This window comes from Streptomyces sp. NBC_00252 (genome assembly GCF_036187565.1).
Classification (GTDB): Bacteria; Actinomycetota; Actinomycetes; order Streptomycetales; family Streptomycetaceae; genus Streptomyces.
The window spans coordinates 8,227,344-8,247,074 of record NZ_CP108087.1; the positions used below are offsets into that span (position 1 = coordinate 8,227,344).

The window sequence follows — 19,731 nt, forward strand, 5'->3', positions numbered from 1 at the left end:
GTCAGGTTTCGAGGATTTTCTTCTCGAGTCGGTCCATCTGCTCGGGGAAGATCTCGTGCAACGGGATCCTGTATTCGTCGGCGATCACGAGCAGCGACCACAGGCAGTCCGCTAGTTCGTGCCGAAGCGTTGCATCGGCGTTCTTCATCTCACGCAAGCCCTCCTGGGCCATGACCGTTCTGGCGAGATCTCCCACGTCGACCACGAACCCGAGCATGAGATCCTCGGTGGCCCACGGCTTTCCAATCTCTCGTTGGTTTCTTTCGTTGTAGAGATTACGAATCTCGATGGCGCGGAACGAAAGTGCTTGTAGGCTTACCTCTTTCACGAATTCTCTCCTTCGCGTATTTGCACTTCGCCGACATGCGGCGGGTTAGATATTTGCGAGGCGTCGAGAAGCGCTCGAAAAGAGCAGCGAGAGAAGAATTAGAGAGAAGAGATTGTAGATGATGAATATGATCCGGGCGATTCCCGCTGGTTCAAAACTGTTGTTTCCGAATGTGGTTGACATGAGGTAGTATGCCGCGCTGAGTAGGTCACCGGAGCTTGTGAGACCCTGCAGTGGATGACATGTCCGTCCTGGACAGTCGCTGGGTACGAGTCCACTGCTGCTGTCGAGGTCGGGAATCAGGAGCAAGGCGACAGTCGTCAGCACCGTTGCGAGGCTATAAGCCGCGAACGGCCTTGTGATGCTAGTTCCGTATGCCCATAGCAACTCGCCAAGAAAAAAGTCGGCTATCCGCCTCGGGGCTGTCTTGAGTTTCCAGGGGATTGACCGGCGACGGAACTTCCGCTCCAAGTAGTAATACTTCAGGGCGCGCTCGTAGTAACCGTTGTCCAGCTGCAGTATTTTGAGGATTTTGGCGACCTCTTCGCGTCGTCGCCAGCGCCGCCAGCGTTCCTCGGGCGGATCGTCGAAGAAGCGAATGGCGCGCGAAAAACCTACGCAGTGAATACCGTCGTGATTCTTTTCAAGAGTCTTAGCATCACCTATGTCCTCACCTACGCGGACAAGACGGTACGTGGGTGGCGCCTGGTAATCCGGCCTGGTCTTCGTGGGTTTCCTTACCCGTCCGATCGGAATCGCCTGGTCAAATTCCGTATGAGTGATGTCGACGGATTTCATTCGGACGCCGGCGAGGAACGTTCCCTTGAATGAAGCCTTCGTTAGATTAGAATCGACCAGCCATGTCGCGTAGAGTATTGATTCGTCGAATTTAGCCAAGTACAGATCGCAGTTTATGAATCGCGCGTAGCTGAGATCTGACCCGGTAAAGTCGACTCCCCTGAGGTCGCAGTCCCGGAACTCAAGGCCAATGAGGCATTTAGCCGCCAAGCTCGTTCCGTCGAGATCCAGGTCGGCGTATGCCGCGGTTCTCGTTGAGGCTTGGTGGAAGCGTCCCAGTAGGTGATGTCTGCGGTCCGCCCGCCGCCCGGCACTGGGCGCCCTTCCGTTGTTGCCCGCCATCTCAGCGACCATCCCGATCAAAAACTGTCGTGGGGGTGATGCCTTCGACTGCGACGTCCAGTCCCCGGTCTACCTCGTCGATACCGCTGGCCCAGGGGTTCTTCTCGGGGAACGAAGCTGCCACGTTGCGGCTCAGTTTGCCTACACTCAATGCGCGGGCGGCGCTCGCCCAGACATCTTCTCTGGTGGTGCAATCGTCGATGACGAGTCTCCCGAAAGAAAGGTATGAATCCCGCTGAGGTATCAGTAGCGTGGAGTCGGGATTGATGATGAGATAGGCATTGAGAGATACTTCCGCAGGCGATATCACTATCTCCAGGTCCGGGAACCTATTCTGTGCCTCTTCGGCAACTTGAAGGAACGTCGTCTGAGGCAGTTCCAGCGCTGTGGCGTTGATCCGTCCGGCACCCCGAGAGCGGAATTCGTACAGCTTCCAGACATCTGGCATTATCGATTGAATCGATTCGCCTATGCGGCCGATTTCGTCGATGTTCTCCCGAGTCACCACTGTCCCGATCTTCAAAGCGGTTCCGTTCTCCCGCGCCTGCTGCATCTGTGAACTCTGAGCGAACCGCATGAAGTTCCGGTGGTGATTCTTCGCGGTACGCATCGCAAGCCCAGCCCTGTCACTGACGCTGTCCAGAGGCAGGGCTATCCAGTTCAGGTTGTGCAACAGGTTCGCGAGTCGGTGTGGCCGCGTGGCATTCGTCTGCAGGGCCACCCACATGTCGCTGGCCACCAGGTGCTGAACGGTGTGGTCCAGGATCGGGCTCAGGGTGGGCTCGCCGCCCGCTATGACAACACCCTCAACCCCGTGATCCCGGAGAAAGTCAATCAGGACCGTCGCTTGATCCTCCGTGAGGGACACGGGATCGTTCGGATCGGGTCCATAGCAGAAGGGGCAGTTCAGGTTGCAGACTCCCGTGATCATCAGGTCGACCACGCGTATGCCCGATTGCTCCATGGTGTTCCCCGTCCCCCGATGCCCCGATGGCGTCTTGACTGATGTTAGGGAGTTCGCCCTGAGATGGCCACGATGCCTGTCACCGTCGGCCGGCTCGTAGAGGGCTCAGGAGTAGTTGCGTCAGCCTGTGTTCACACGTGGGTCGAGGTTGCGATGCGTAAGCTGCTAGCCTTGGATGGACGTTGTGTGATCTTCACTGATCACCCCATCTTTCGGAAGGCAGAGCGTGTCCTCTTCCATCACCGCTCCCGAGGGCATCATCAACCCTCCGATCGACGAGCTCCTCGAGGCCACCGACTCGAAGTACAGCCTCGTGATCTACGCCGCCAAGCGCGCCCGTCAGATCAACGCGTACTACTCGCAGCTCGGCGAGGGCCTCCTCGAGTACGTCGGTCCGCTCGTCGACACGCACGTCCACGAGAAGCCGCTCTCCATCGCCCTGCGCGAGATCAACGCGGGTCTGCTGACCTCCGAGGCCGTCGAGGGCCCCGCGACCTGACACATGTGCGGAGTGTGCGGATAGTCGTATCTGCAGACCGCAGCAGCTTTATCCACAGGCCCGGCAGCGCGACTGCCGGGCCTGTGGTGTGTCATGGAGTCGTACGGGTCGCACGAGTCGCACGCACGTTTCCGAACTCGGGGAGAGACGGTGGACAAGCCCAAGGTCGTTCTGGGGGTCAGCGGTGGCATCGCCGCGTACAAGGCCTGTGAGCTGCTGCGCAGACTGACGGAGTCGGGCCACGATGTCCGCGTCGTCCCCACCGCGTCCGCCCTGCACTTCGTCGGCGCGGCCACCTGGTCCGCGCTCTCCGGGCACCCCGTCTCGACGGAGGTGTGGGACGACGTCCACGAGGTCCCGCACGTGCGCATCGGCCAGAGCGCCGACCTGGTGGTCGTGGCCCCGGCCACGGCGGACATGCTCGCGAAAGCGGCCCACGGCCTCGCCGACGACCTCCTCACCAACACCCTCCTCACCGCCCGCTGTCCGGTCGTCTTCGCGCCCGCCACGCACACGGAGATGTGGGAACACCCGGCCACCCAGGAGAACGTGGCGACACTGCGCCGCCGCGGCGCCGTCGTGATCGAGCCCGCCGTCGGCCGGCTGACCGGCGTCGACACCGGCAAGGGCCGGCTGCCCGACCCCACCGAGATCTTCGAGGTCTGCCGCCGGGTGCTCGCACGGGGCGTCACCGAGCCCGACCTCAAGGGCCGGCACGTCGTCGTCAGCGCGGGCGGCACCCGCGAGCCCCTGGACCCGGTCCGCTTCCTCGGCAACCGCTCCTCCGGCAAGCAGGGCTACGCCCTCGCGCGCACCGCCGCCGCCCGGGGCGCCCGGGTCACCCTGATCGCGGCGAACACCGGCCTGCCGGACCCGGCGGGAGTCGACGTCGTCCCGGTCGGGACCGCCGTACAGCTGCGGGAGGCGGTGCTGAAGGCCGCCGCGGACGCGGACGCGGTCGTCATGGCGGCGGCGGTCGCGGACTTCCGCCCCGCGGAGTACGCGGCGGGGAAGATCAAGAAGAAGGACGACAAGGAACCCGACCCCATCGTCCTGGTGCGGAATCCGGACATCCTCGCGGAGATCTCCGCCGACCGGGCCCGCGCCGGACAGGTCGTCGTCGGATTCGCCGCCGAGACGGACGACGTCCTCGCCAACGGCCGTACCAAACTGGCACGCAAGGGGTGCGATCTCCTCGTGGTGAACGAGGTGGGAGAGCGCAAGACGTTCGGCTCCGAGGAGAACGAGGCGGTGGTGCTGGGTGCCGACGGCAGTGAGACCGCCGTCCCCCACGGTCCGAAGGAAGCCCTGGCCGAGACGGTGTGGGACCTGGTGGCACAGCGGCTCAGCTGATTTGTTTCAGCCACTTGTCGATTCGCCGAAACCTGACATTGGTGCGTGGCGGCTCTGGCCAACGGCACACGCCATTCGGCAAAATGCGCGTGCCGCAGGTCACAGCGTTTCCCGAGAGGCGAGACAGGGGGACCGTCTGTCGACCGCGACCGATAAACTGTTCTCGGACGACGTCGGGCGCAGCTCCCGTCCCGTCCGCCAATGATCAGCCAGCAGCCGCTGCAACCTCAGGGAGCGTTGTGTCCCGTCGCCTGTTCACCTCGGAGTCCGTGACCGAAGGTCACCCCGACAAGATCGCTGACCAGATCAGCGACACCATTCTCGATGCGCTTCTGCGGGAGGACCCGAGTTCCCGGGTCGCCGTCGAGACGCTGATCACGACCGGCCTGGTGCACGTGGCCGGCGAGGTCACCACCAAGACCTACGCGCCCATCGCGCAGCTCGTCCGCGACAAGATCCTGGAGATCGGCTACGACTCCTCCAAGAAGGGCTTCGACGGCGCCTCCTGCGGTGTGTCGGTGTCGATCGGCGCGCAGTCCCCGGACATCGCGCAGGGTGTCGACACGGCGTACGAGAAGCGTGTCGAGGGCGACGAGGACGAGCTCGACAAGCAGGGTGCGGGCGACCAGGGCCTGATGTTCGGCTACGCGACGGACGAGACGCCGACGCTGATGCCGCTGCCGATCTTCCTGGCGCACCGCCTGTCGAAGCGCCTCTCCGAGGTCCGCAAGAACGGCACCATCCCCTACCTGCGCCCGGACGGCAAGACGCAGGTCACCATCGAGTACGACGGCGACAAGGCCGTCCGCCTGGACACGGTGGTGGTGTCCTCGCAGCACGCCTCCGACATCGACCTGGAGTCGCTGCTCGCTCCCGACATCCGCGAGTTCGTGGTGGAGGCCGAGCTGAAGGCGCTGGTGGAGGAGGGCATCAAGCTCGACACCGACGGCTACCGCCTGCTCGTGAACCCGACCGGCCGTTTCGAGATCGGCGGGCCGATGGGCGACGCGGGCCTGACCGGCCGGAAGATCATCATCGACACGTACGGCGGGATGGCCCGTCACGGCGGCGGCGCGTTCTCGGGCAAGGACCCCTCCAAGGTGGACCGTTCGGCGGCGTACGCGATGCGCTGGGTCGCCAAGAACGTCGTCGCCGCGGGCCTCGCCTCGCGGTGCGAGGTGCAGGTCGCGTACGCGATCGGCAAGGCCGAGCCGGTGGGCCTGTTCGTCGAGACGTTCGGCACGGCCAAGGTCGACACGGACCGGATCGAGAAGGCCATCGACGAGGTCTTCGACCTGCGCCCGGCCGCGATCATCCGCGACCTGGACCTGCTGCGCCCGATCTACGCCCAGACCGCCGCGTACGGCCACTTCGGCCGTGAGATCCCCGACTTCACGTGGGAGCGCACCGACCGCGTGGACGCCCTGCGGAAGGCCGCGGGGCTGTAGTTCCGCGCTGCACACAGGCTTCGCGAGGCCCGGTTTCCCTTTGGGGGAGCCGGGCCTCGGTGTTGCCGTGGGCGGGGGCGAGGTTGATCAGGCGTTCCGCGAACAGGTACGGGTCGACCAGACACCCAGTGGTTTTGGCCGGAGTCGGACTCAAGCTCGGGCGGGTCATCGGCGGATGGCGCGGGCCGAGATCAGGAAGGCGGTCGCTGTGATGGCCGTGATGACGGCCGTCGCGTGGGTGTAGGCGGCGGTGTTGCCGGTGACTGCTGCCTGGAAGCCGTGGAGGGCCCAGTAGCCGGGGGTGGCGGGGGCCACGGTGGAGACCCAGTGGGGGAGGACGGTGAGGGGGACCAGGCAGCCGCTGAGGCAGGTGATGGTGAGGGCGCCGATGTCGGAGGCGGCGGCCAACTGGCCCTGGCTGCGGGCGTGGACGCCGAGGGCCAGGCCGCAGGCGGTGACGCAGGTTGCCCAGAGCAGGGCCATCAGGGGGAGGCGCCAGGTGCCTGCGGTGAGAGGGAAGCCGAGGAGCGCCGTCGCGAAGAGGAACAGGACGGCCTGCTGGGTCAGGAACAGTGCGATCAGCGGCAGGGCCTTGCCGGCCAGGATGGTCGAGGGGGACGCCGGGCTCGAGCGCAGGCGGTCCCAGGTGTGCCAGGTGCGTTCGGAGAGCAGGAGCTGGCCGGCGACGTCCAAGGCGAGCAGGGTGAACATCACGGCGATGCCCGGAGCGGCCTGCACGATGCCCGAGGTGCCGGGGGTCGCCAGGCGGTCGTAGACCGGGTGGAGGACGCTCAGGAGCACCAGGGACATGACGGTGTACGCGAGTGGGGTGCCCGGGTCGCGGAGGAGCAGGACGAGGGTGTGGCGGGTCATGACCCAGGTGTGGCGGGCCGGGGTGGGCCCGGCTGTCGCCGGTTCAGGCCGCATCGTGGGTCTCCGCGAGGCTGCGGTAGAGGTCGTCGAGGGACGGTTCGCGGATGGCGGCCGTGCGGACCTTGGCCGTGTCGGGGCCGAGGTCGCGGAGGAGCCGGGCGAGGGCCTGTGCCGGGTCGGTGGCGCTGAAGCGCAGTTCCCCAGGGGGAGTCGAGGGCCGGGCCAGGTGGTCGGGTACGGCACCGGTGAAGGTCACGGTGACCTCGCCGGGGAGGCCGTCCAGGAGGTCGGCGCGGTGGCCGCGGGCGATCACCCGGCCGGACGCGGCGACCGCGAGGGTGGCGTCCAGGTGCTCCAACTCCGGTAGGTAGTGCGTGGTGTAGCAGATCGCGGCGCCTTCGTCGGCGCGGGTCCTGACGAGTCGTAGCAGCGCTTCCCGGGTCGTGGGGTCGGCGCCGACGGTGGGTTCGTCGAGGAGCAGGACGCGGGGGCGGGGGAGGAGGACCGTGGCCGCCTGGGCGCGGCGCTGCTGGCCGCCGGAGAGGGTCGCGATCGGGCGGTCGAGTACGTCGGTGAGGGCCAACGCCTCGGCTACGGCGGCGAGTTCGGCGCGGAGTTCGGCGCGGCGCAGGCCCGCGAGGCCGCCGTAGAGGCGGAGGTTCTCGCGGAGGGTGGCGGTCGGGTAGAGGGCCAGTTCCTGGGGGGCCAGGCCGATCAGGCGGCGGGCGGAGCGTGGGGCGGTGGCGAGGTTCGCCCCGGCCGCTACGACCGTGCCTGCGTCGAGGCGTTCCAGGCCCGCGACTATGCGGGCGAAGGTGGTTTTGCCCGCGCCGTTGTGGCCGATCAGGCCGCAGATCTCGCCGGGCTCGATCCGCAGGTCGAAGCCGTCGAGGGCCTGGACGGGACCCCATCGTTTGCGCAGGCCGGTGACGGTCAGCATGGCTGCTCCCTCGATATATACAACGTATACGTATACTGTGTATACGTAGCTTCGAGGGAGGATGTCAAGTGACGCCACGGCGGATCAGTCGTGATCAAGTGCTCGACGTGACATGGGAGTTGGCGACCCGAAAAGGGCTGCCGGCCGTCACGATGCGGGCCGTCGCGCAGGAACTCGACGTGAACCCGATGACTCTCTACCGGCACGTCGGCGACAAACAGGGACTCCTCGACGGCCTCGTGGAACGGCTGCTGCTGGAGATCGAGGTGCCCGGCCCCGGAGCCGACTGGCGCGAGCAACTGCGCCTGCTCGCCCACAGCATGCGCGCCACGGCCCGCCGCCACCCCGACCTGTTCCTGCTGCTCTTCCAGCGCCCGGCGGTCACCCCGGAGGCCGTCGGACCTCGCAACGCGGTCTACGACGCCCTGCGCGCCGCCGGTCTCCCGGAGGAGCGGATTCCGCGGGCCGAGCGGCTGCTGTCCACGTTCATGCTCGGGTTCGCCGCATCCGAGGCCGGCGGGCGGTTCCGGGACGGCGACCCGGACGAGGACATGGCCTTCGCGGAGGAACTCATCGTCCAGGCCCTCGCCGGAGCCTAGAAGATCATGTGCGGGCGGCGGCCTTCGGGCGTTGTCAGTCGCGTTTGGTAAGAATGCAAGGGTGAGCAGCGCTGATGGGGAACGGGACGGTGGGGCGGAGGGTGCGCCGCCTGAGCAGCTTGCGCTGATTCGGGAGAGTGTGCGGCAGGCGAAGCGGCCCAAGGCGAAGCCGCGGACCTGGCGGGGGGCCGCGCTGGCCGGGGACCTGCCGGTCGCGCGGGTGCTGGTCGACAAAGGCGTGCTGCATCTCGACCGGTACTTCGACTACGCCGTGCCCGAGGAGCTCGACGCCGACGCGCAGCCCGGGGTGCGGGTGCGGGTCAGGTTCGGGGCCGGACGGCATCGGGTGCGGGACGGGCGGCGTGAGGGCGGGGGGCTGATCGACGGGTTCCTCATCGAGCGGCTGGCCGAGTCCGACTACTCCGGGCCACTCGCCGCGCTGGCTCAGGTGGTGTCGCCCGAGCCGGTGCTGAGCGCGGAGTTGCTGGGGCTGGCGCGGGCCGTCGCCGATCGGTACGCCGGGAGCCTTGCCGATGTGCTGCAGCTCGCCGTGCCGCCGCGCAGTGCCCGGGCCGAGCAGAAGGCGTCGCCCGCGCCGTTGCCGCCGCCCGAGGTGCCCGAGGCGGGGTCCTGGGCGCGGTACGAGCGGGGGGCCGGGTTCCTGGAGGCGCTGGCCTCGGGAGGTGCGCCGCGGGCTGTGTGGAACGCGCTGCCCGGGCCTGAGTGGAGCGAGGAGATCGCCCGGGCCGTCGCCGCGACGCTCGCCTCGGGGCGGGGGGCGCTGGTCGTCGTACCGGACGGGCGGGCCGCCGGGAGAGTCGATGCCGCGCTGACCGCTCTGCTGGGGGAGGGGCGGCACGCGGTGCTCACCGCCGATGCCGGGCCTGAGAAGCGGTATCGGCAGTGGCTGGCCGTACGGCGGGGGGCCGTGCGGGCGGTCGTCGGGACCCGGGCCGCGATGTTCGCGCCGGTCCAGGATCTGGGGCTCGTGGTGATCTGGGACGACGGGGACGGCAGCCACAGCGAGCCGCACGCGCCGCAGCCGCATGCGCGGGAGGTCCTGTTGCTGCGGGCCGCTCAGGACAAGTGCGGTTTCCTGCTGGGGAGTTGGAGCTGCACCGTCGAGGCCGCGCAGCTCGTGGAGAGCGGGTGGGCCCGGCCGTTGGTCGCGTCGCGGGACCAGGTGCGGTTGGCCGCGCCGCTCGTACGGACCGTGGGGGACGGGGACTTGGCGCGGGACGAGGCCGCTCGGGCCGCGCGATTGCCCACGTTGGCGTGGCAGGCCGTGCGGGAGGGGCTGAAGCACGGGCCCGTGCTGGTGCAGGTGCCTCGGCGGGGGTATGTGCCGCGGATGGCGTGCGCGCAGTGTCGGGCCGCCGCGCGGTGTCGGCATTGTGCGGGGCCGTTGGAGGGGCAGGACGCGGGCGTGCTGCGCTGTGGGTGGTGCGGGGTCGAGGAGACCTCCTGGCACTGTCCCGAGTGCGGGGGGTTCCGGTTGCGGGCGCAGATCGTGGGGGCGCGGCGGACCGCGGAGGAGTTGGGGCGGGCGTTTCCCGCGGTGCCGGTGCGGACGTCCGGGCGGGAGCAGGTGCTCGACACCGTGCCGGGGACGCCCGCGTTGGTGGTGAGTACGCCGGGGGCCGAGCCGGTTGCCGACGGGGGGTATGCGGCGGCGTTGCTGCTCGACGGGTGGGCGATGCTCGGGCGGCCTGATCTGCGGGCCGGGGAGGATGCGTTGCGGCGGTGGATCGCGGCGGGGGCGCTGGTGCGGCCTCAGGGCGTCGGGGGGACTGTGGTCGTGGTGGCGGAACCCACGCTGCGGCCTGTGCAGGCGCTTGTGCGGTGGGATCCCGTGGGGCATGCGGTGCGGGAGCTTGCCGAGCGGGGGGAGTTGGGGTTTCCGCCGGTGTCCCGGATGGCTGCGGTGGCGGGGGGTGCGGAGGCTGTGGCGGAGTTTCTCGCCGCTGTCGAACTGCCTGCTGATGCTGAGGTGTTGGGGCCTGTTTCGGTGCCGGTTGCGGGGGGTGGGGCTCGGCGGGTGGGGGGGCCTCCGGTGGGGGAGCGGTGGGAGCGGGCGTTGATTCGGGTGCGGCCGGGGAGTGGGGGGGCGTTGGCTGCGGCGTTGAAGGCGGCGCAGGCTGCTCGCATGGCTCGGGGTGGGGGGGATGTGGTGCGGGTGCGGGTTGATCCGCCGGATATCGGGTGAGGGATCTCGGCCTTCGGCCTCGGGGGGTCTCCCACCCACGCACCGCCCGTTCAGCGTTTGTTGAGAGGTGGGCGTTTGCCGTCGGGGTTCTCGCCGTCGGCGGCCGGGCGTTCGCTGGTGGGTGAGAGGGCCTCGGCGTAGGGGGTTCTCGGCGTTGGCGGTCGGCTGTTCGCCGGTGGGTGTGGGGCTCGCTGGTTGTCGAAGATGGGCTTTCGCCGGTTAACGCAACCCGTGCCTCGGGGGCGCATGGCGCTGCCTCCCGGGTTTTGGCCGGGAGGCAGGGGGAGTTGGTGAAGGGTGGGGTGGGTGGGGTCAGCCGTTTCGGGGGCCCGGGAAGGCTGTGGGCCTGGCCTCGTCGCGGAGGGTGGGGCTGCCTGCCGTGGGCTGGGTCGGCATGGAGCGGGCCGCCGGGACCGTGGGGAGGGTCGGCATGGTCGGCAGCGCGGGCATGGTGGGGAGGCCCGTGTTGACGCCCACCGGGCGGGTCGTCGCCGCCTCCGTCGTGCGCTCGGCGTCGGCCGCGGCCTGGGTCGCGGCGCGGCGGGCGCCGTAGCGGCGGTGCACGGCCTGCTTGGTGACCCCGAGGGCCGAGCCCACCGCGTCCCACGAGAAGCCGAGTGAGCGGTCGAAGTCCACGGCGGCCGTGACCAGGGTCTCGACACTGTCCCGCAACTCCTGCGCGAGACGGACCGTCGGGGCGGGAGCGCGTCCGTAGACGACGAAGCCCGTGGAGGGGCCCGAGCGGCGCGGACGGTAGACGTTGCCCAGCTGGGCGGTGAGCGTGCGCAGTGCGTCCACCTGCCGGCGGACCCGCTCGATGTCCCGCACCAGCAAGTGCAGGCTGGCCCGAGCCTGGGCGTCGTGGGTTGCGTGGTCGGCCATGAACAAGCCTCTCGAACCGGCGTTGAAAAGGATCGGGCCGCGCGAATGCGGCCCAAGGAGGTCAACTCTTTCTTGACCAACGCCTGTGCGCTCCGCTGGTCACGCGAAGGGGGCGTAGGGGCATATGCGTACGCCCCCGCCGGACCGGTGTGCGCTGCGGGTGTCGGCGAGTTGACGGATGTGAGCCGCCGGGCGCCGGTGCCGGGGCGCGCCATAGACTGGTGCGCTGCCCGCCCACCTCCGCCCGAGAGGCCCGAACCCTCCCATGAAGCTCGTCTTCGCCGGTACCCCCGAGGTCGCCGTTCCCGCCCTGGACGCCCTGATCGCCTCCGGGCGGCACGAGGTGGCCGCCGTCGTCACGCGGCCCGACGCGCCGGCCGGGCGTGGGCGCAGGCTGGTCGCGAGTCCCGTCGCCGAGCGGGCCGAGGAGGCGGGCATCGAGGTGCTGAAGCCCGGCAGGCCGCGCGATCCGGAGTTCCTGGAGCGGCTGCGGGAGATCGCCCCCGACTGCTGTCCCGTCGTCGCCTACGGTGCCCTGCTGCCCCGGGTCGCCCTCGACATCCCCACCCATGGCTGGGTCAACCTGCACTTCTCGCTGCTGCCCGCCTGGCGGGGTGCCGCGCCTGTGCAGCACTCCATCATGTCCGGCGACGAGATCACCGGAGCCTCCACCTTCCTCATCGAGGAAGGCCTCGACTCCGGGCCGGTCTACGGCACCGTCACCGAGGAGATCCGCCCCACCGACACCAGCGGCGACCTGCTCACCCGGCTCGCGTTCGCCGGCTCGGGCCTGCTCGCCGCGACGATGGACGGCATCGAGGACGGCACCCTCAAGGCCGTACCGCAGCCGAACGACGGCATCACCCTCGCGCCCAAGATCAACGTCGAGGACGCGCAGGTGGATTGGACGGCACCTGCCCTCCGGGTGGACCGGGTGGTGCGCGGCTGCACGCCCGCCCCCGGCGCCTGGACCGTGTTCCGTGGCGAACGCCTCAAGCTCATCCAGGCCGTGCCTGTGCCCGACCGGACCGACCTCGCGCCCGGTGAGCTGGCCGTCGGCAAGAACAACGTCTACGTGGGCACCGGTTCGTACGCCGTCGAGCTCCTGTGGGTCCAGGCTCAGGGCAAGAAGCCGATGCGCGCGGCGGACTGGGCGCGGGGGGCGCGGATCGGGGCGGGGGAGAGCGTGGGGGCGGGCGGGGCGGCTTAGGGGTTCGCCTGGGGTTGCCGGGGGCCTGGGTGGTTGTGGGGCTTGCGGGAATTCGGGGGCCCGTGGGACGCCTGGTGCCTTCCGGGTTGCTCGGGGCCTTTGGTTCCCCAGGATGCCGGGCACGCGGGTACGTCCGGGGCGGCGGGCCCTGGCACTCCGGGACCCGGGGCGGCCCCGGTTCCCCGGTAGTCCCCGTTCCCGGCGAACCGGGAGCTGAGGCAGTCCTCGGATGCACGGCGCCTTCGGATCCAGGGCGCCTCAGGAACCTCGCGATCCATGGTGTCTCCGGCGTCCTGGGACCTCGGCAAGCCTGGAGCTGCGGCACCCCGGGACCCGAAGAATTCCTCACCCCGACGTACCCTGAACCCACATCTCGGCAGAAATCCGGAGCACCTTTTTCGTGAGTGAGCAGTCCCCGCGACCCCGTAAGACCGGCAGGCCCTACCGTCGGCCGCAGAAGGATCCTGTGCGGTTTCTCGCCTTTGAGGCGTTGCGGGCCGTGGACGAGCGGGACGCGTACGCGAATCTCGTGTTGCCGCCGCTGTTGCGGAAGGCGCGGGAGAAGGGGGACTTCGACGCGCGGGACGCGGCGCTGGCCACCGAGCTGGTCTATGGGACGCTGCGGCGGCAGGGGACGTACGACGCGATCATCGCCGCGTGTGTCGACCGGCCGCTCCGCGAGGTCGACCCGCCGGTGCTGGACGTACTGAGCCTCGGGGTGCACCAGTTGCTCGGGACGCGGATCCCGACGCACGCTGCCGTGTCCGCGTCCGTCGAGCTCGCCCGGGTCGTGCTCGGGGACGGGCGGGCCAAGTTCGTCAACGCCGTGCTGCGGAAGGTCGCCCACGACGACCTCGACACCTGGATCGAGAAGGTCGCGCCGCCCTACGACGACGACCCCGAGGACAACCTCGCCATCGTGCACTCGCACCCGCGCTGGGTCGTCTCCGCGCTGTGGGACTCGCTCGGCGGCGGGCGTGCCGGTATCGAGGACTTGTTGGAGGCCGACAACGAACGGCCCGAGGTGACCCTGGTCGCCCGGCCCGGCCGGTCCACCACCGAGGAACTGCTCCAGGAGGAGGCCGCGGTGCCGGGGCGCTGGTCCCCGTACGCCGTGCGACTCAGCGAGGGCGGCGAGCCCGGAGCCGTCGCCGCCGTGAAGGAGGGGCGGGCGGGGGTGCAGGACGAGGGCAGTCAGCTGGTCGCCCTCGCGCTGGCCAACGCGCCGTTGGAGGGAAGCGACGGGTACTGGCTCGACGGGTGTGCCGGCCCCGGCGGCAAGGCCGCGCTGCTCGCTGCCCTTGCCGCCGAGCGCGGTGCCGTGCTGCTCGCCTCCGAGAAGCAGCCGCACCGGGCGGGGCTGGTGGCCAAGGCGCTCGCCGGGAACCCGGGGCCGTACCAGGTCATCGCCGCCGACGGGACCCGGCCGCCGTGGCGGCCCGGCACCTTCGACCGGGTGCTGATGGACGTGCCCTGCACCGGACTCGGCGCGCTGCGCCGTCGCCCCGAGGCCCGTTGGCGTCGTCGGCCGCAGGATCTGGAAGGGTTCGCGCCGCTGCAGCGTGATCTGCTGCGTACCGCGCTCGAGTCCGTGCGGGTCGGCGGGGTCGTCGGCTACGCGACCTGCTCGCCCCATCTCGCCGAGACCCGCGCCGTCGTGGAGGACGTCCTCAAGCAGTTCCCGCAGACCGAACTGATCGACGCCCGCCCGCTGTTGCCCGATGTCCCGGCGCTCGGCGAGGGTCCCGACGTACAGCTGTGGCCGCACCTCCACGGGACCGACGCGATGTACCTCGCGCTCATCCGCCGGACCGGGTGACCCACGGGTCAGGCGACGCGGCTGAGCGCTTCCCTCGTGAGGTCGGCCAGGGTCGGGTAGCCGTCCACGGCCATGATCAGGTCGGTCTCCGCGAGGAGTGAGCGGAGTACGTGGACGATGCCGTCCGTGCCGCCGAGGGCGAGGCCGTAGGCGTACGGGCGGCCGATTCCTACGGCGGTGGCGCCCAGGGCGATCGCCTTGACGATGTCGGCGCCGCTGCGGACGCCCGAGTCGAACAGGACTGGCAGACCGTCGGCCGCGTCGACCACGGCCGGGAGCGCGTCCAGGGCGGGGAGGCCGCCGTTGGCCTGGCGGCCGCCGTGGGTGGAGCAGTAGACGCCGTCCACGCCTCCGTCCTTCGCGCGGCGGACGTCCTCCGGGTGGCAGATGCCCTTCACGATCAGCGGGAGGTCGGTGAGGGACCGTAGCCAGGGGAGGTCGTCCCAGGTGAGGGGGTTGCCGAAGAGCTGGGTCCAGAGCAGGACCGCGGACTGCGGGTCCTCCTCCGGGGTGCGGGCCAGGCGGGCGCGGAAGACCGGGTCACTGGTGTAGTTGGCGAGGCAATGGCCGCGCAGCTGGGGGAAGTTGGCGGTGGAGAGGTCGCGCGGGCGCCAGCCGGTGACCCAGGTGTCCAGGGTGACCACGATGCCCTTGTAGCCCGCCTGTTCCGCGCGGTGGACGAGGCTCGCGGCGAGGTCCCTGTCGGTGGGGGTGTAGAGCTGGAAGAGGCCCGGGGTGTCCCCGAACTCGCCGGCCACCTCCTCCAGCGGGTCGACCGTCAGCGTGGAGGCGACCATCGGAACTCCGGTGCGCGCGGCGGCCCTCGCGGTCGCCAGGTCGCCGTGGCCGTCCTGGGCGCACAGGCCGATGACGCCGATCGGGGCCATGAACACCGGGGAGGGCAGCCGCATCCCGAACAGGTCGACGGACAGGTCGCGTTCGGCCGCGCCGACGAACATGCGGGGGACCAGGCCCCAGCGGTCGAAGGCGGTGACGTTGGCCCGCTGGGTGCGTTCGTCACCGGCCCCGCCCGCGACGTACGACCACACGGAGGGCGGCAGCGCGGAGCTCGCCCGGTCCTCCAACTCCTCGAAGGCCATGGGGTAGGACGGCACGATGCCGCCGAGCCCGTTCAGGTAGATCTCGTTCTGGTAGGAGCCGAACGGCTGTCCCGTGCCCATTGCCATCTCCCTCTCCGCTGAGGTGTCCTGCCCGCTGCCGAAGCCGGTGAACTGCAGGATTCTCGCACCCCGGGTCAGCCGGAGGGTGTTGCGGGGGTGAGTCGCACGGGCAGCTCGCGCCAGCCCTGCGCGATGAACGACGGGACCTGCTCCAGCTCGTCGTCCTCCACCGCGAGGGCGATCCCCGGGAAGCGCGCGAAGAGGGCGGGCAGCGCGGTGAGCGTCTCCATCCGGGCCAGCGGGGCACCGATGCAGCGGTGCACGCCGATGCCCAGGGCGAGATGGCCGTCCGCGTTCCTGGCCGCGTCGAACAGATGGGCGTCGGGGCCGAAGCGCTCCGGGTCGTGCCCCGCCGCGGCGATGGTCGTCAGGATGGCCTCCCCGGCGCGGATCGTCGTACCGTCGGCCGTCGTGATGTCGGAAACGGCGTACCGCAGCGGCACGTTGGCGATCGACGGGGCCCAGCGCAGCGTTTCCTGGATCACCTGGTCCCAGGTCACCTGTCCGGCGAGCACCTGCTTCAGCTGGTCGGGGTGGCGGAGCAGGGCGTGCACGGCGTTGCCGATCAGATTGACCGTCGTCTCGAACCCCGCGCCGATGACCAGGAGCAGCGTGTGGATCAACTCCTCCTCGGAGAGCCGGTCGCCCTCGTCCCGGACCGTGATCAGCTCGGTCGTCAGGTCGTCGCCGGGGTGCTCGCTCTTCTCCGCGATCAGCGCCGGGAGCACCGTCACGATCTGCTCGAAGACCTCCGCCGCGTGCTCAGGAGTACCGGTCGTGTCCATGATTCCCTCGATGAGCCCCGCGACGGCGGCCCGCATCCGCTCCGGCACACCGAACAGATCGGAGATCATCCGCATCGGCAGCGGATGCGCGAACTCCGCCCGCAGATCGACGACTTGGCCCGCCGGGACCTCCGCCATCGCGTCGAGCAGACCCGCGGTGATCTCCCGCACCCGGGGGAGCATCGCCTCCGTACGGTGCCGGGTGAAGCTCGGGGCGACGAGTTTGCGTAACCGGGTGTGGTCCTCGCCGTAGGTGCTGAGCATGTTGACGATGCTGGTCCAGCTGTAGAGCCAGGCCCACCCCGGTTCGCCCACGGCCTTGTCGTACAGGGCCCAGTGGCGGCGGGCGTCCCGGCTGACGCGCGGGTCCAGCATCAGCGACTTCAGCAACTCGTACCGGGTGACGGCCCAGGCGGGGACACCGCCGGGGAGTTCCACCGGGACGAGGGGTCCGAGGGCGCGCAGCCGTGCGGCCTCCTCGGGGACGGCGCGGCCGTAGGGGTCGAGCACGACGGTTCGGCGCTTGGGCACGAGGGCTCCTCGGTGCGTGGGGTGGGTGGTGTGGTTTCGTGCGGTGCCGTCAAAAAGGCGTGGCTGTACGGCAGTTGAGGGCGGGGTGGGTCAGTAGCGGACTCCGGAACCCGCCTGCCGTCACGGCATCGCCGCGGCCGTATCGCGTCGGCTTCCGGTGAGTCGTATCCCCTCGCCCAGCAGGCCCCGCAGGATCAGCCCCATGCTCTCGTCCAGGGCGCGCATCGCGACCGGGTTGATGATCGGCTCCAGGCTCGGGATGCCGAGGTCGAACTCGCAGGTGAACAGGACGCTGACGTCGGTGCCGGTCTGGGTGATGTCCCAGGTGCCCGCGAAACTCGCGAAGTCGCCGGTGAGTTGGTCGAAGGTGATGCGGCGGGCGACGGGGTCCATGACGTCGCGTTCGGTCCAGCGGAGCAGGCCGCTGCGGAAGTGCACCTCCCAGGCGGACTGGACGGTGTCGGGACCGTCGGGCGTCACGGTGACTGAGCGGACCGTGGCGGTGTGCTCGGTGTAGCGCTCGTAGTCCTGGACGCGGTCGAAGACATGGGTGGCGTCGCCGTCCGGGACGATCGCCTCGATGCGTACGTGGCAGGTCATGCGGGTTTCCCCTCAGGTGTCGGTTCTGACGTCCTGGTGTCGGTTCTGACGGTCCGGGCGCCGTGCTCAGCCCAGGACCAGCGGGCCGCCCGCGAACGCGGCGCACATGCCCTCCGCGGCCCATCTGCGCGACGGCGGATGGAACTTGAGCGCGGCCGAGCACGCGGCGAGATACGCGGTGTCGTCGGTGGAGACGTACTCCATGCCGCCCAACGCCTCCAGGCAGCGCGGGACCACGCGGTCGATGGTGTCCTGCGTCGAGAAGCGGCAGACCAGGGCGCGCAGCAGGTCGTCCTGGCCGAGCGTCCGGCCCGTGTCCACCACGGCGGCGGCGCCCCGGATGCCGCCCATGGCGGACTCCAACTCGACCAGGATCGCGGCCCGTTCGGCGGCGCTCGCCCGCCGCGCGAGCAGCACGCGCTCGGCGAGTGCGCTGGCCATCCCCAAGTACGCGGCGGACATGAGCAGTTCGAACCACACGAAGCCGACCGTCTGGATCGGGTCCAACGTACGGTCCTCACCGAGCCCGGTGCGGATCACCAGGTCCGGCGGTACGCGCACGTCCCGCAGCCGGACCTCGTCGCTCTCCGCGCCGGCCAGGACGAAGCTGCCCCAGAACGGGTGCACGGAGATGCCGGGGGTGGCGGCGGGCACCACGGCCACGGCGAGCTCCGGGCCCTTGCCGTCGTCGAGCGCGACCGACACGCTCAGCAGGTCCATCGACGCCGACAGGCTGCACGGCTTCTTGGCGCCGTTGAGGACCACGTCGTCGCCGTCCCGGTGGGCCTTGATGGAGGAGTCGAGGATCGACTGTCCCGGCCGGCCCTCGGCGAACCCCGAGGCGACCAGCAGCCGTTGGTCCGCCACGGCCTCCAGCAGCATCCACTCCATGCCCTGCGCGACCTCGTACGCCTGGACCAGCCCGGCCACCGACAGATGGTGCATGGTGGTCGCCACGGCGAGCGAGGGGCTCCGCGCGCCGACCGCACGCTGCAAGGACACCGCGTCCTCGGCGCTGATCCCGAGCCCCTGGTGTTCCGCCGGGACCAGCAGCGCGGGGCCGCCCGCGGCCTTGAAGAGGGGCAGCGCGGGACCGCCCGGACGCTCCCGTTCCGGCTGCGGCAGTGCGGCGAGCCGCTTGTCGAGGCCGGGCAGGAACCGGTCCAGCACCGCGCGCTCGGGTTCAAGAAAGTTCATCGCCGTCTCCTTCTCGATGTGCGGAACCGCTGTCGTCCCGGGCGTTCACGCCGACGCCCGGGCGCCGAGCCGGTCGGTGATCAGGCGCCGTACGGAGGCTCGCCAGGCGTCCTCGTTGGCCGGGGTGTCCGCCGCCGCCTCCAGACCCGGGAGGTCGGCGAGGGAGCTGGGCAGCGGCTTCTCGTTGAAGAGCACCGACGACATGTCCAGCAGTCGGTCCAGCCGGGTCTGCGCCCACTCGGGCACCACGTCGAAGAACGCCGGGCGGACCAGCCGTTCCACGACATCGGGCGCCAGCACCCGCAGCGGCCGGACCGTCAGCCCCGCGTCCGCCGCCTCCTCGACGATCACCTGGACCAACCGGTCGCAGGTCAGCGCGTGCGCCCCGCCGCTGAGCCAGTACTCGGCGGGCCGCGCACCCGCGTCCAGCAGCGCCACGATCGCCCGCGCCACCACGTCCTGCGGCACGAAGTCGACGTAGCTCGCGGGGTCGCTCGGCACGAAGGGCAGGCGGTTGCGGAGCACCTGCTGGGCGAAGGTGTGCAGGCCCTGGGGTTCGGCGATCTCCCCGGTGACGGAGTCGCCGATGATGATCGACGGGCGGACGACCGTCACGCTGCCGCCCGCCGCGGCGACGGCCTCCTCGCCGGCCATCTTGGAGGTGACGTAGTCCGCGGGACTGTTGCCCGCGCGCTCGGCGCGGTTGCCCCCGGCGGCGATGATCTCCCGGTGGCGGGCCACGTACGCGGTGCTGACGTGGATCAGCGGGGCCCCGGCCTCGGCCGCGAACCGGGCCACGCGTCCGGCCCCCTCGACGTTCACCGTGTGCATCGAGGCCCGGCCGGAACCGAAGGCGACCATCCCGGCGGCGTGCACCACCACGTCGGTCCGCGCGAGCAGCCGCCGGTACGCGGGGACGTCCAGCCCCAGCCGGGGCCGCGTGATGTCACCGGGCAGGACCTCGTCGACGGGGGAGGGATTCCTGCGGTGCGTCAACGCTACGACCCGATGGTGCCGCAGATACGGCAGCAGGGCGGTACCCAGGACGCCGCCGGCGCCGGTGAGCAGGACGGTCTTCGGGCGCGGGTGGGGCGGGTGCGCCGGGTGCGTGGAGCGAGTCGGGTCGACGGGGTGCGTCGGCATGGTGGGCAGCCTTTCGGAAGCGTTCGCGGGCGG

General features: G+C 70.1%; 18 protein-coding genes. 7 read left to right on the top strand and 11 right to left on the bottom strand.

Annotation, left to right across the window (positions count from 1 at the left end):
* Position 1: 1 nt before the first annotated feature.
* From OHT77_RS36555 to OHT77_RS36565, 3 genes are read right to left on the bottom strand one after another with little or no spacing between them, the layout of a single operon-like run.
* Complete coding sequence (locus OHT77_RS36555) at positions 2–328, bottom strand: nucleotide pyrophosphohydrolase (RefSeq protein WP_328832636.1); 327 nt, start codon at positions 326–328, stop codon at positions 2–4.
* Positions 329–373: 45 nt separating this feature from the next.
* On the bottom strand, positions 374–1,468 hold the full coding sequence (locus OHT77_RS36560) for a pentapeptide repeat-containing protein (RefSeq protein ID WP_328832637.1): 1,095 nt from the start codon (positions 1,466–1,468) through the stop codon (positions 374–376).
* 1 nt (position 1,469) lies between these two features.
* On the bottom strand, positions 1,470–2,432 hold the full coding sequence (locus OHT77_RS36565; RefSeq protein WP_328832638.1) for a radical SAM protein: 963 nt from the start codon (positions 2,430–2,432) through the stop codon (positions 1,470–1,472).
* Between the two features lie 226 nt (positions 2,433–2,658).
* Between OHT77_RS36565 and rpoZ the strand changes: the two genes are divergently transcribed.
* The 3 genes from rpoZ to metK all read left to right on the top strand — a co-directional run bounded on the left by rpoZ (position 2,659) and on the right by metK (position 5,732).
* Positions 2,659–2,931: a DNA-directed RNA polymerase subunit omega gene (gene rpoZ, locus OHT77_RS36570; RefSeq protein ID WP_019059732.1), complete on the top strand. Its 273-nt coding sequence runs from the start codon at positions 2,659–2,661 to the stop codon at positions 2,929–2,931.
* 150 nt (positions 2,932–3,081) lie between these two features.
* Positions 3,082–4,284, top strand: coding sequence for a bifunctional phosphopantothenoylcysteine decarboxylase/phosphopantothenate--cysteine ligase CoaBC (gene coaBC / locus OHT77_RS36575; protein WP_328832639.1), 1,203 nt, complete (start codon positions 3,082–3,084; stop codon positions 4,282–4,284).
* Between the two features lie 239 nt (positions 4,285–4,523).
* Positions 4,524–5,732, top strand: coding sequence for a methionine adenosyltransferase (gene metK, locus OHT77_RS36580; protein WP_328832640.1), 1,209 nt, complete (start codon positions 4,524–4,526; stop codon positions 5,730–5,732).
* Between the two features lie 165 nt (positions 5,733–5,897).
* Here the strand turns inward: metK and OHT77_RS36585 are convergent, their stop codons facing one another.
* Together OHT77_RS36585 and OHT77_RS36590 are read right to left on the bottom strand one after the other, a co-directional pair.
* Positions 5,898–6,659, bottom strand: coding sequence for an ABC transporter permease (locus tag OHT77_RS36585; RefSeq protein ID WP_328832641.1), 762 nt, complete (start codon positions 6,657–6,659; stop codon positions 5,898–5,900).
* Positions 6,649–7,545 carry an ABC transporter ATP-binding protein gene (locus OHT77_RS36590; RefSeq protein ID WP_328832642.1) on the bottom strand — a complete coding sequence of 299 codons (897 nt, stop codon included), beginning with the start codon at positions 7,543–7,545 and terminating at the stop codon, positions 6,649–6,651. Before OHT77_RS36590 ends, OHT77_RS36585 begins: the two co-directional genes overlap by 11 nt.
* A gap of 98 nt (positions 7,546–7,643) precedes the next feature.
* Between OHT77_RS36590 and OHT77_RS36595 the strand changes: the two genes are divergently transcribed.
* Together OHT77_RS36595 and OHT77_RS36600 are read left to right on the top strand one after the other, a co-directional pair.
* Positions 7,644–8,144: a TetR/AcrR family transcriptional regulator gene (locus tag OHT77_RS36595; protein ID WP_328832643.1), complete on the top strand. Its 501-nt coding sequence runs from the start codon at positions 7,644–7,646 to the stop codon at positions 8,142–8,144.
* Between the two features lie 61 nt (positions 8,145–8,205).
* A complete protein-coding gene (locus OHT77_RS36600; RefSeq protein ID WP_328832644.1) occupies positions 8,206–10,350 on the top strand; it encodes a primosomal protein N' in 2,145 nt (714 codons plus the stop codon).
* 312 nt (positions 10,351–10,662) lie between these two features.
* Here OHT77_RS36600 and OHT77_RS36605 read toward each other — a convergent pair whose 3' ends face one another.
* On the bottom strand, positions 10,663–11,232 hold the full coding sequence (locus OHT77_RS36605; RefSeq protein ID WP_266766933.1) for a hypothetical protein: 570 nt from the start codon (positions 11,230–11,232) through the stop codon (positions 10,663–10,665).
* A gap of 265 nt (positions 11,233–11,497) precedes the next feature.
* Here OHT77_RS36605 and fmt point away from each other — a divergent pair, with 265 nt between their 5' ends.
* The gene (gene fmt / locus OHT77_RS36610) at positions 11,498–12,442 is read left to right on the top strand and encodes a methionyl-tRNA formyltransferase (protein ID WP_328832645.1); all 945 of its coding nucleotides are present in this window, start codon (positions 11,498–11,500) and stop codon (positions 12,440–12,442) included.
* 400 nt (positions 12,443–12,842) lie between these two features.
* Complete coding sequence (locus OHT77_RS36615) at positions 12,843–14,261, top strand: RsmB/NOP family class I SAM-dependent RNA methyltransferase (RefSeq protein WP_328832646.1); 1,419 nt, start codon at positions 12,843–12,845, stop codon at positions 14,259–14,261.
* Between the two features lie 8 nt (positions 14,262–14,269).
* Here the strand turns inward: OHT77_RS36615 and OHT77_RS36620 are convergent, their stop codons facing one another.
* The 5 genes from OHT77_RS36620 to OHT77_RS36640 all read right to left on the bottom strand — a co-directional run bounded on the left by OHT77_RS36620 (position 14,270) and on the right by OHT77_RS36640 (position 19,698).
* Positions 14,270–15,442, bottom strand: coding sequence for an alpha-hydroxy-acid oxidizing protein (locus tag OHT77_RS36620; protein WP_328832647.1), 1,173 nt, complete (start codon positions 15,440–15,442; stop codon positions 14,270–14,272).
* Between the two features lie 74 nt (positions 15,443–15,516).
* Positions 15,517–16,758: a cytochrome P450 family protein gene (locus tag OHT77_RS36625; protein WP_328832648.1), complete on the bottom strand. Its 1,242-nt coding sequence runs from the start codon at positions 16,756–16,758 to the stop codon at positions 15,517–15,519.
* Positions 16,759–16,878: 120 nt separating this feature from the next.
* Entirely contained in the window at positions 16,879–17,358 is a 480-nt protein-coding gene (locus OHT77_RS36630) for a type II toxin-antitoxin system RatA family toxin (protein ID WP_328832649.1), read from the bottom strand.
* A 66-nt stretch (positions 17,359–17,424) separates the two neighbouring features.
* Positions 17,425–18,555 (bottom strand): acyl-CoA dehydrogenase family protein, encoded by a 1,131-nt coding sequence (locus tag OHT77_RS36635; RefSeq protein ID WP_328832650.1) that lies wholly within the window; start codon positions 18,553–18,555, stop codon positions 17,425–17,427.
* 45 nt (positions 18,556–18,600) lie between these two features.
* Positions 18,601–19,698 (bottom strand): SDR family oxidoreductase, encoded by a 1,098-nt coding sequence (locus tag OHT77_RS36640; RefSeq protein ID WP_328832651.1) that lies wholly within the window; start codon positions 19,696–19,698, stop codon positions 18,601–18,603.
* Positions 19,699–19,731: the final 33 nt, after the last annotated feature.

What these genes read in the sequence shown, in the direction of transcription:
- OHT77_RS36560 (WP_328832637.1), bottom strand. Translation starts at nt 1,468, where the DNA reads ATGGCGGGCAACAACGGAAGGGCGCCCAGTGCCGGGCGGCGGGCGGAC.
- OHT77_RS36565 (WP_328832638.1), bottom strand. Translation starts at nt 2,432, where the DNA reads ATGGAGCAATCGGGCATACGCGTGGTCGACCTGATGATCACGGGAGTC.
- OHT77_RS36585 (WP_328832641.1), bottom strand. Translation starts at nt 6,659, where the DNA reads ATGCGGCCTGAACCGGCGACAGCCGGGCCCACCCCGGCCCGCCACACC.
- OHT77_RS36590 (WP_328832642.1), bottom strand. Translation starts at nt 7,545, where the DNA reads ATGCTGACCGTCACCGGCCTGCGCAAACGATGGGGTCCCGTCCAGGCC.
- OHT77_RS36605 (WP_266766933.1), bottom strand. Translation starts at nt 11,232, where the DNA reads ATGGCCGACCACGCAACCCACGACGCCCAGGCTCGGGCCAGCCTGCAC.
- fmt (WP_328832645.1), top strand. Translation starts at nt 11,498, where the DNA reads ATGAAGCTCGTCTTCGCCGGTACCCCCGAGGTCGCCGTTCCCGCCCTG.
- OHT77_RS36620 (WP_328832647.1), bottom strand. Translation starts at nt 15,442, where the DNA reads ATGGGCACGGGACAGCCGTTCGGCTCCTACCAGAACGAGATCTACCTG.
- OHT77_RS36630 (WP_328832649.1), bottom strand. Translation starts at nt 17,358, where the DNA reads ATGACCTGCCACGTACGCATCGAGGCGATCGTCCCGGACGGCGACGCC.
- OHT77_RS36635 (WP_328832650.1), bottom strand. Translation starts at nt 18,555, where the DNA reads ATGAACTTTCTTGAACCCGAGCGCGCGGTGCTGGACCGGTTCCTGCCC.
- OHT77_RS36640 (WP_328832651.1), bottom strand. Translation starts at nt 19,698, where the DNA reads ATGCCGACGCACCCCGTCGACCCGACTCGCTCCACGCACCCGGCGCAC.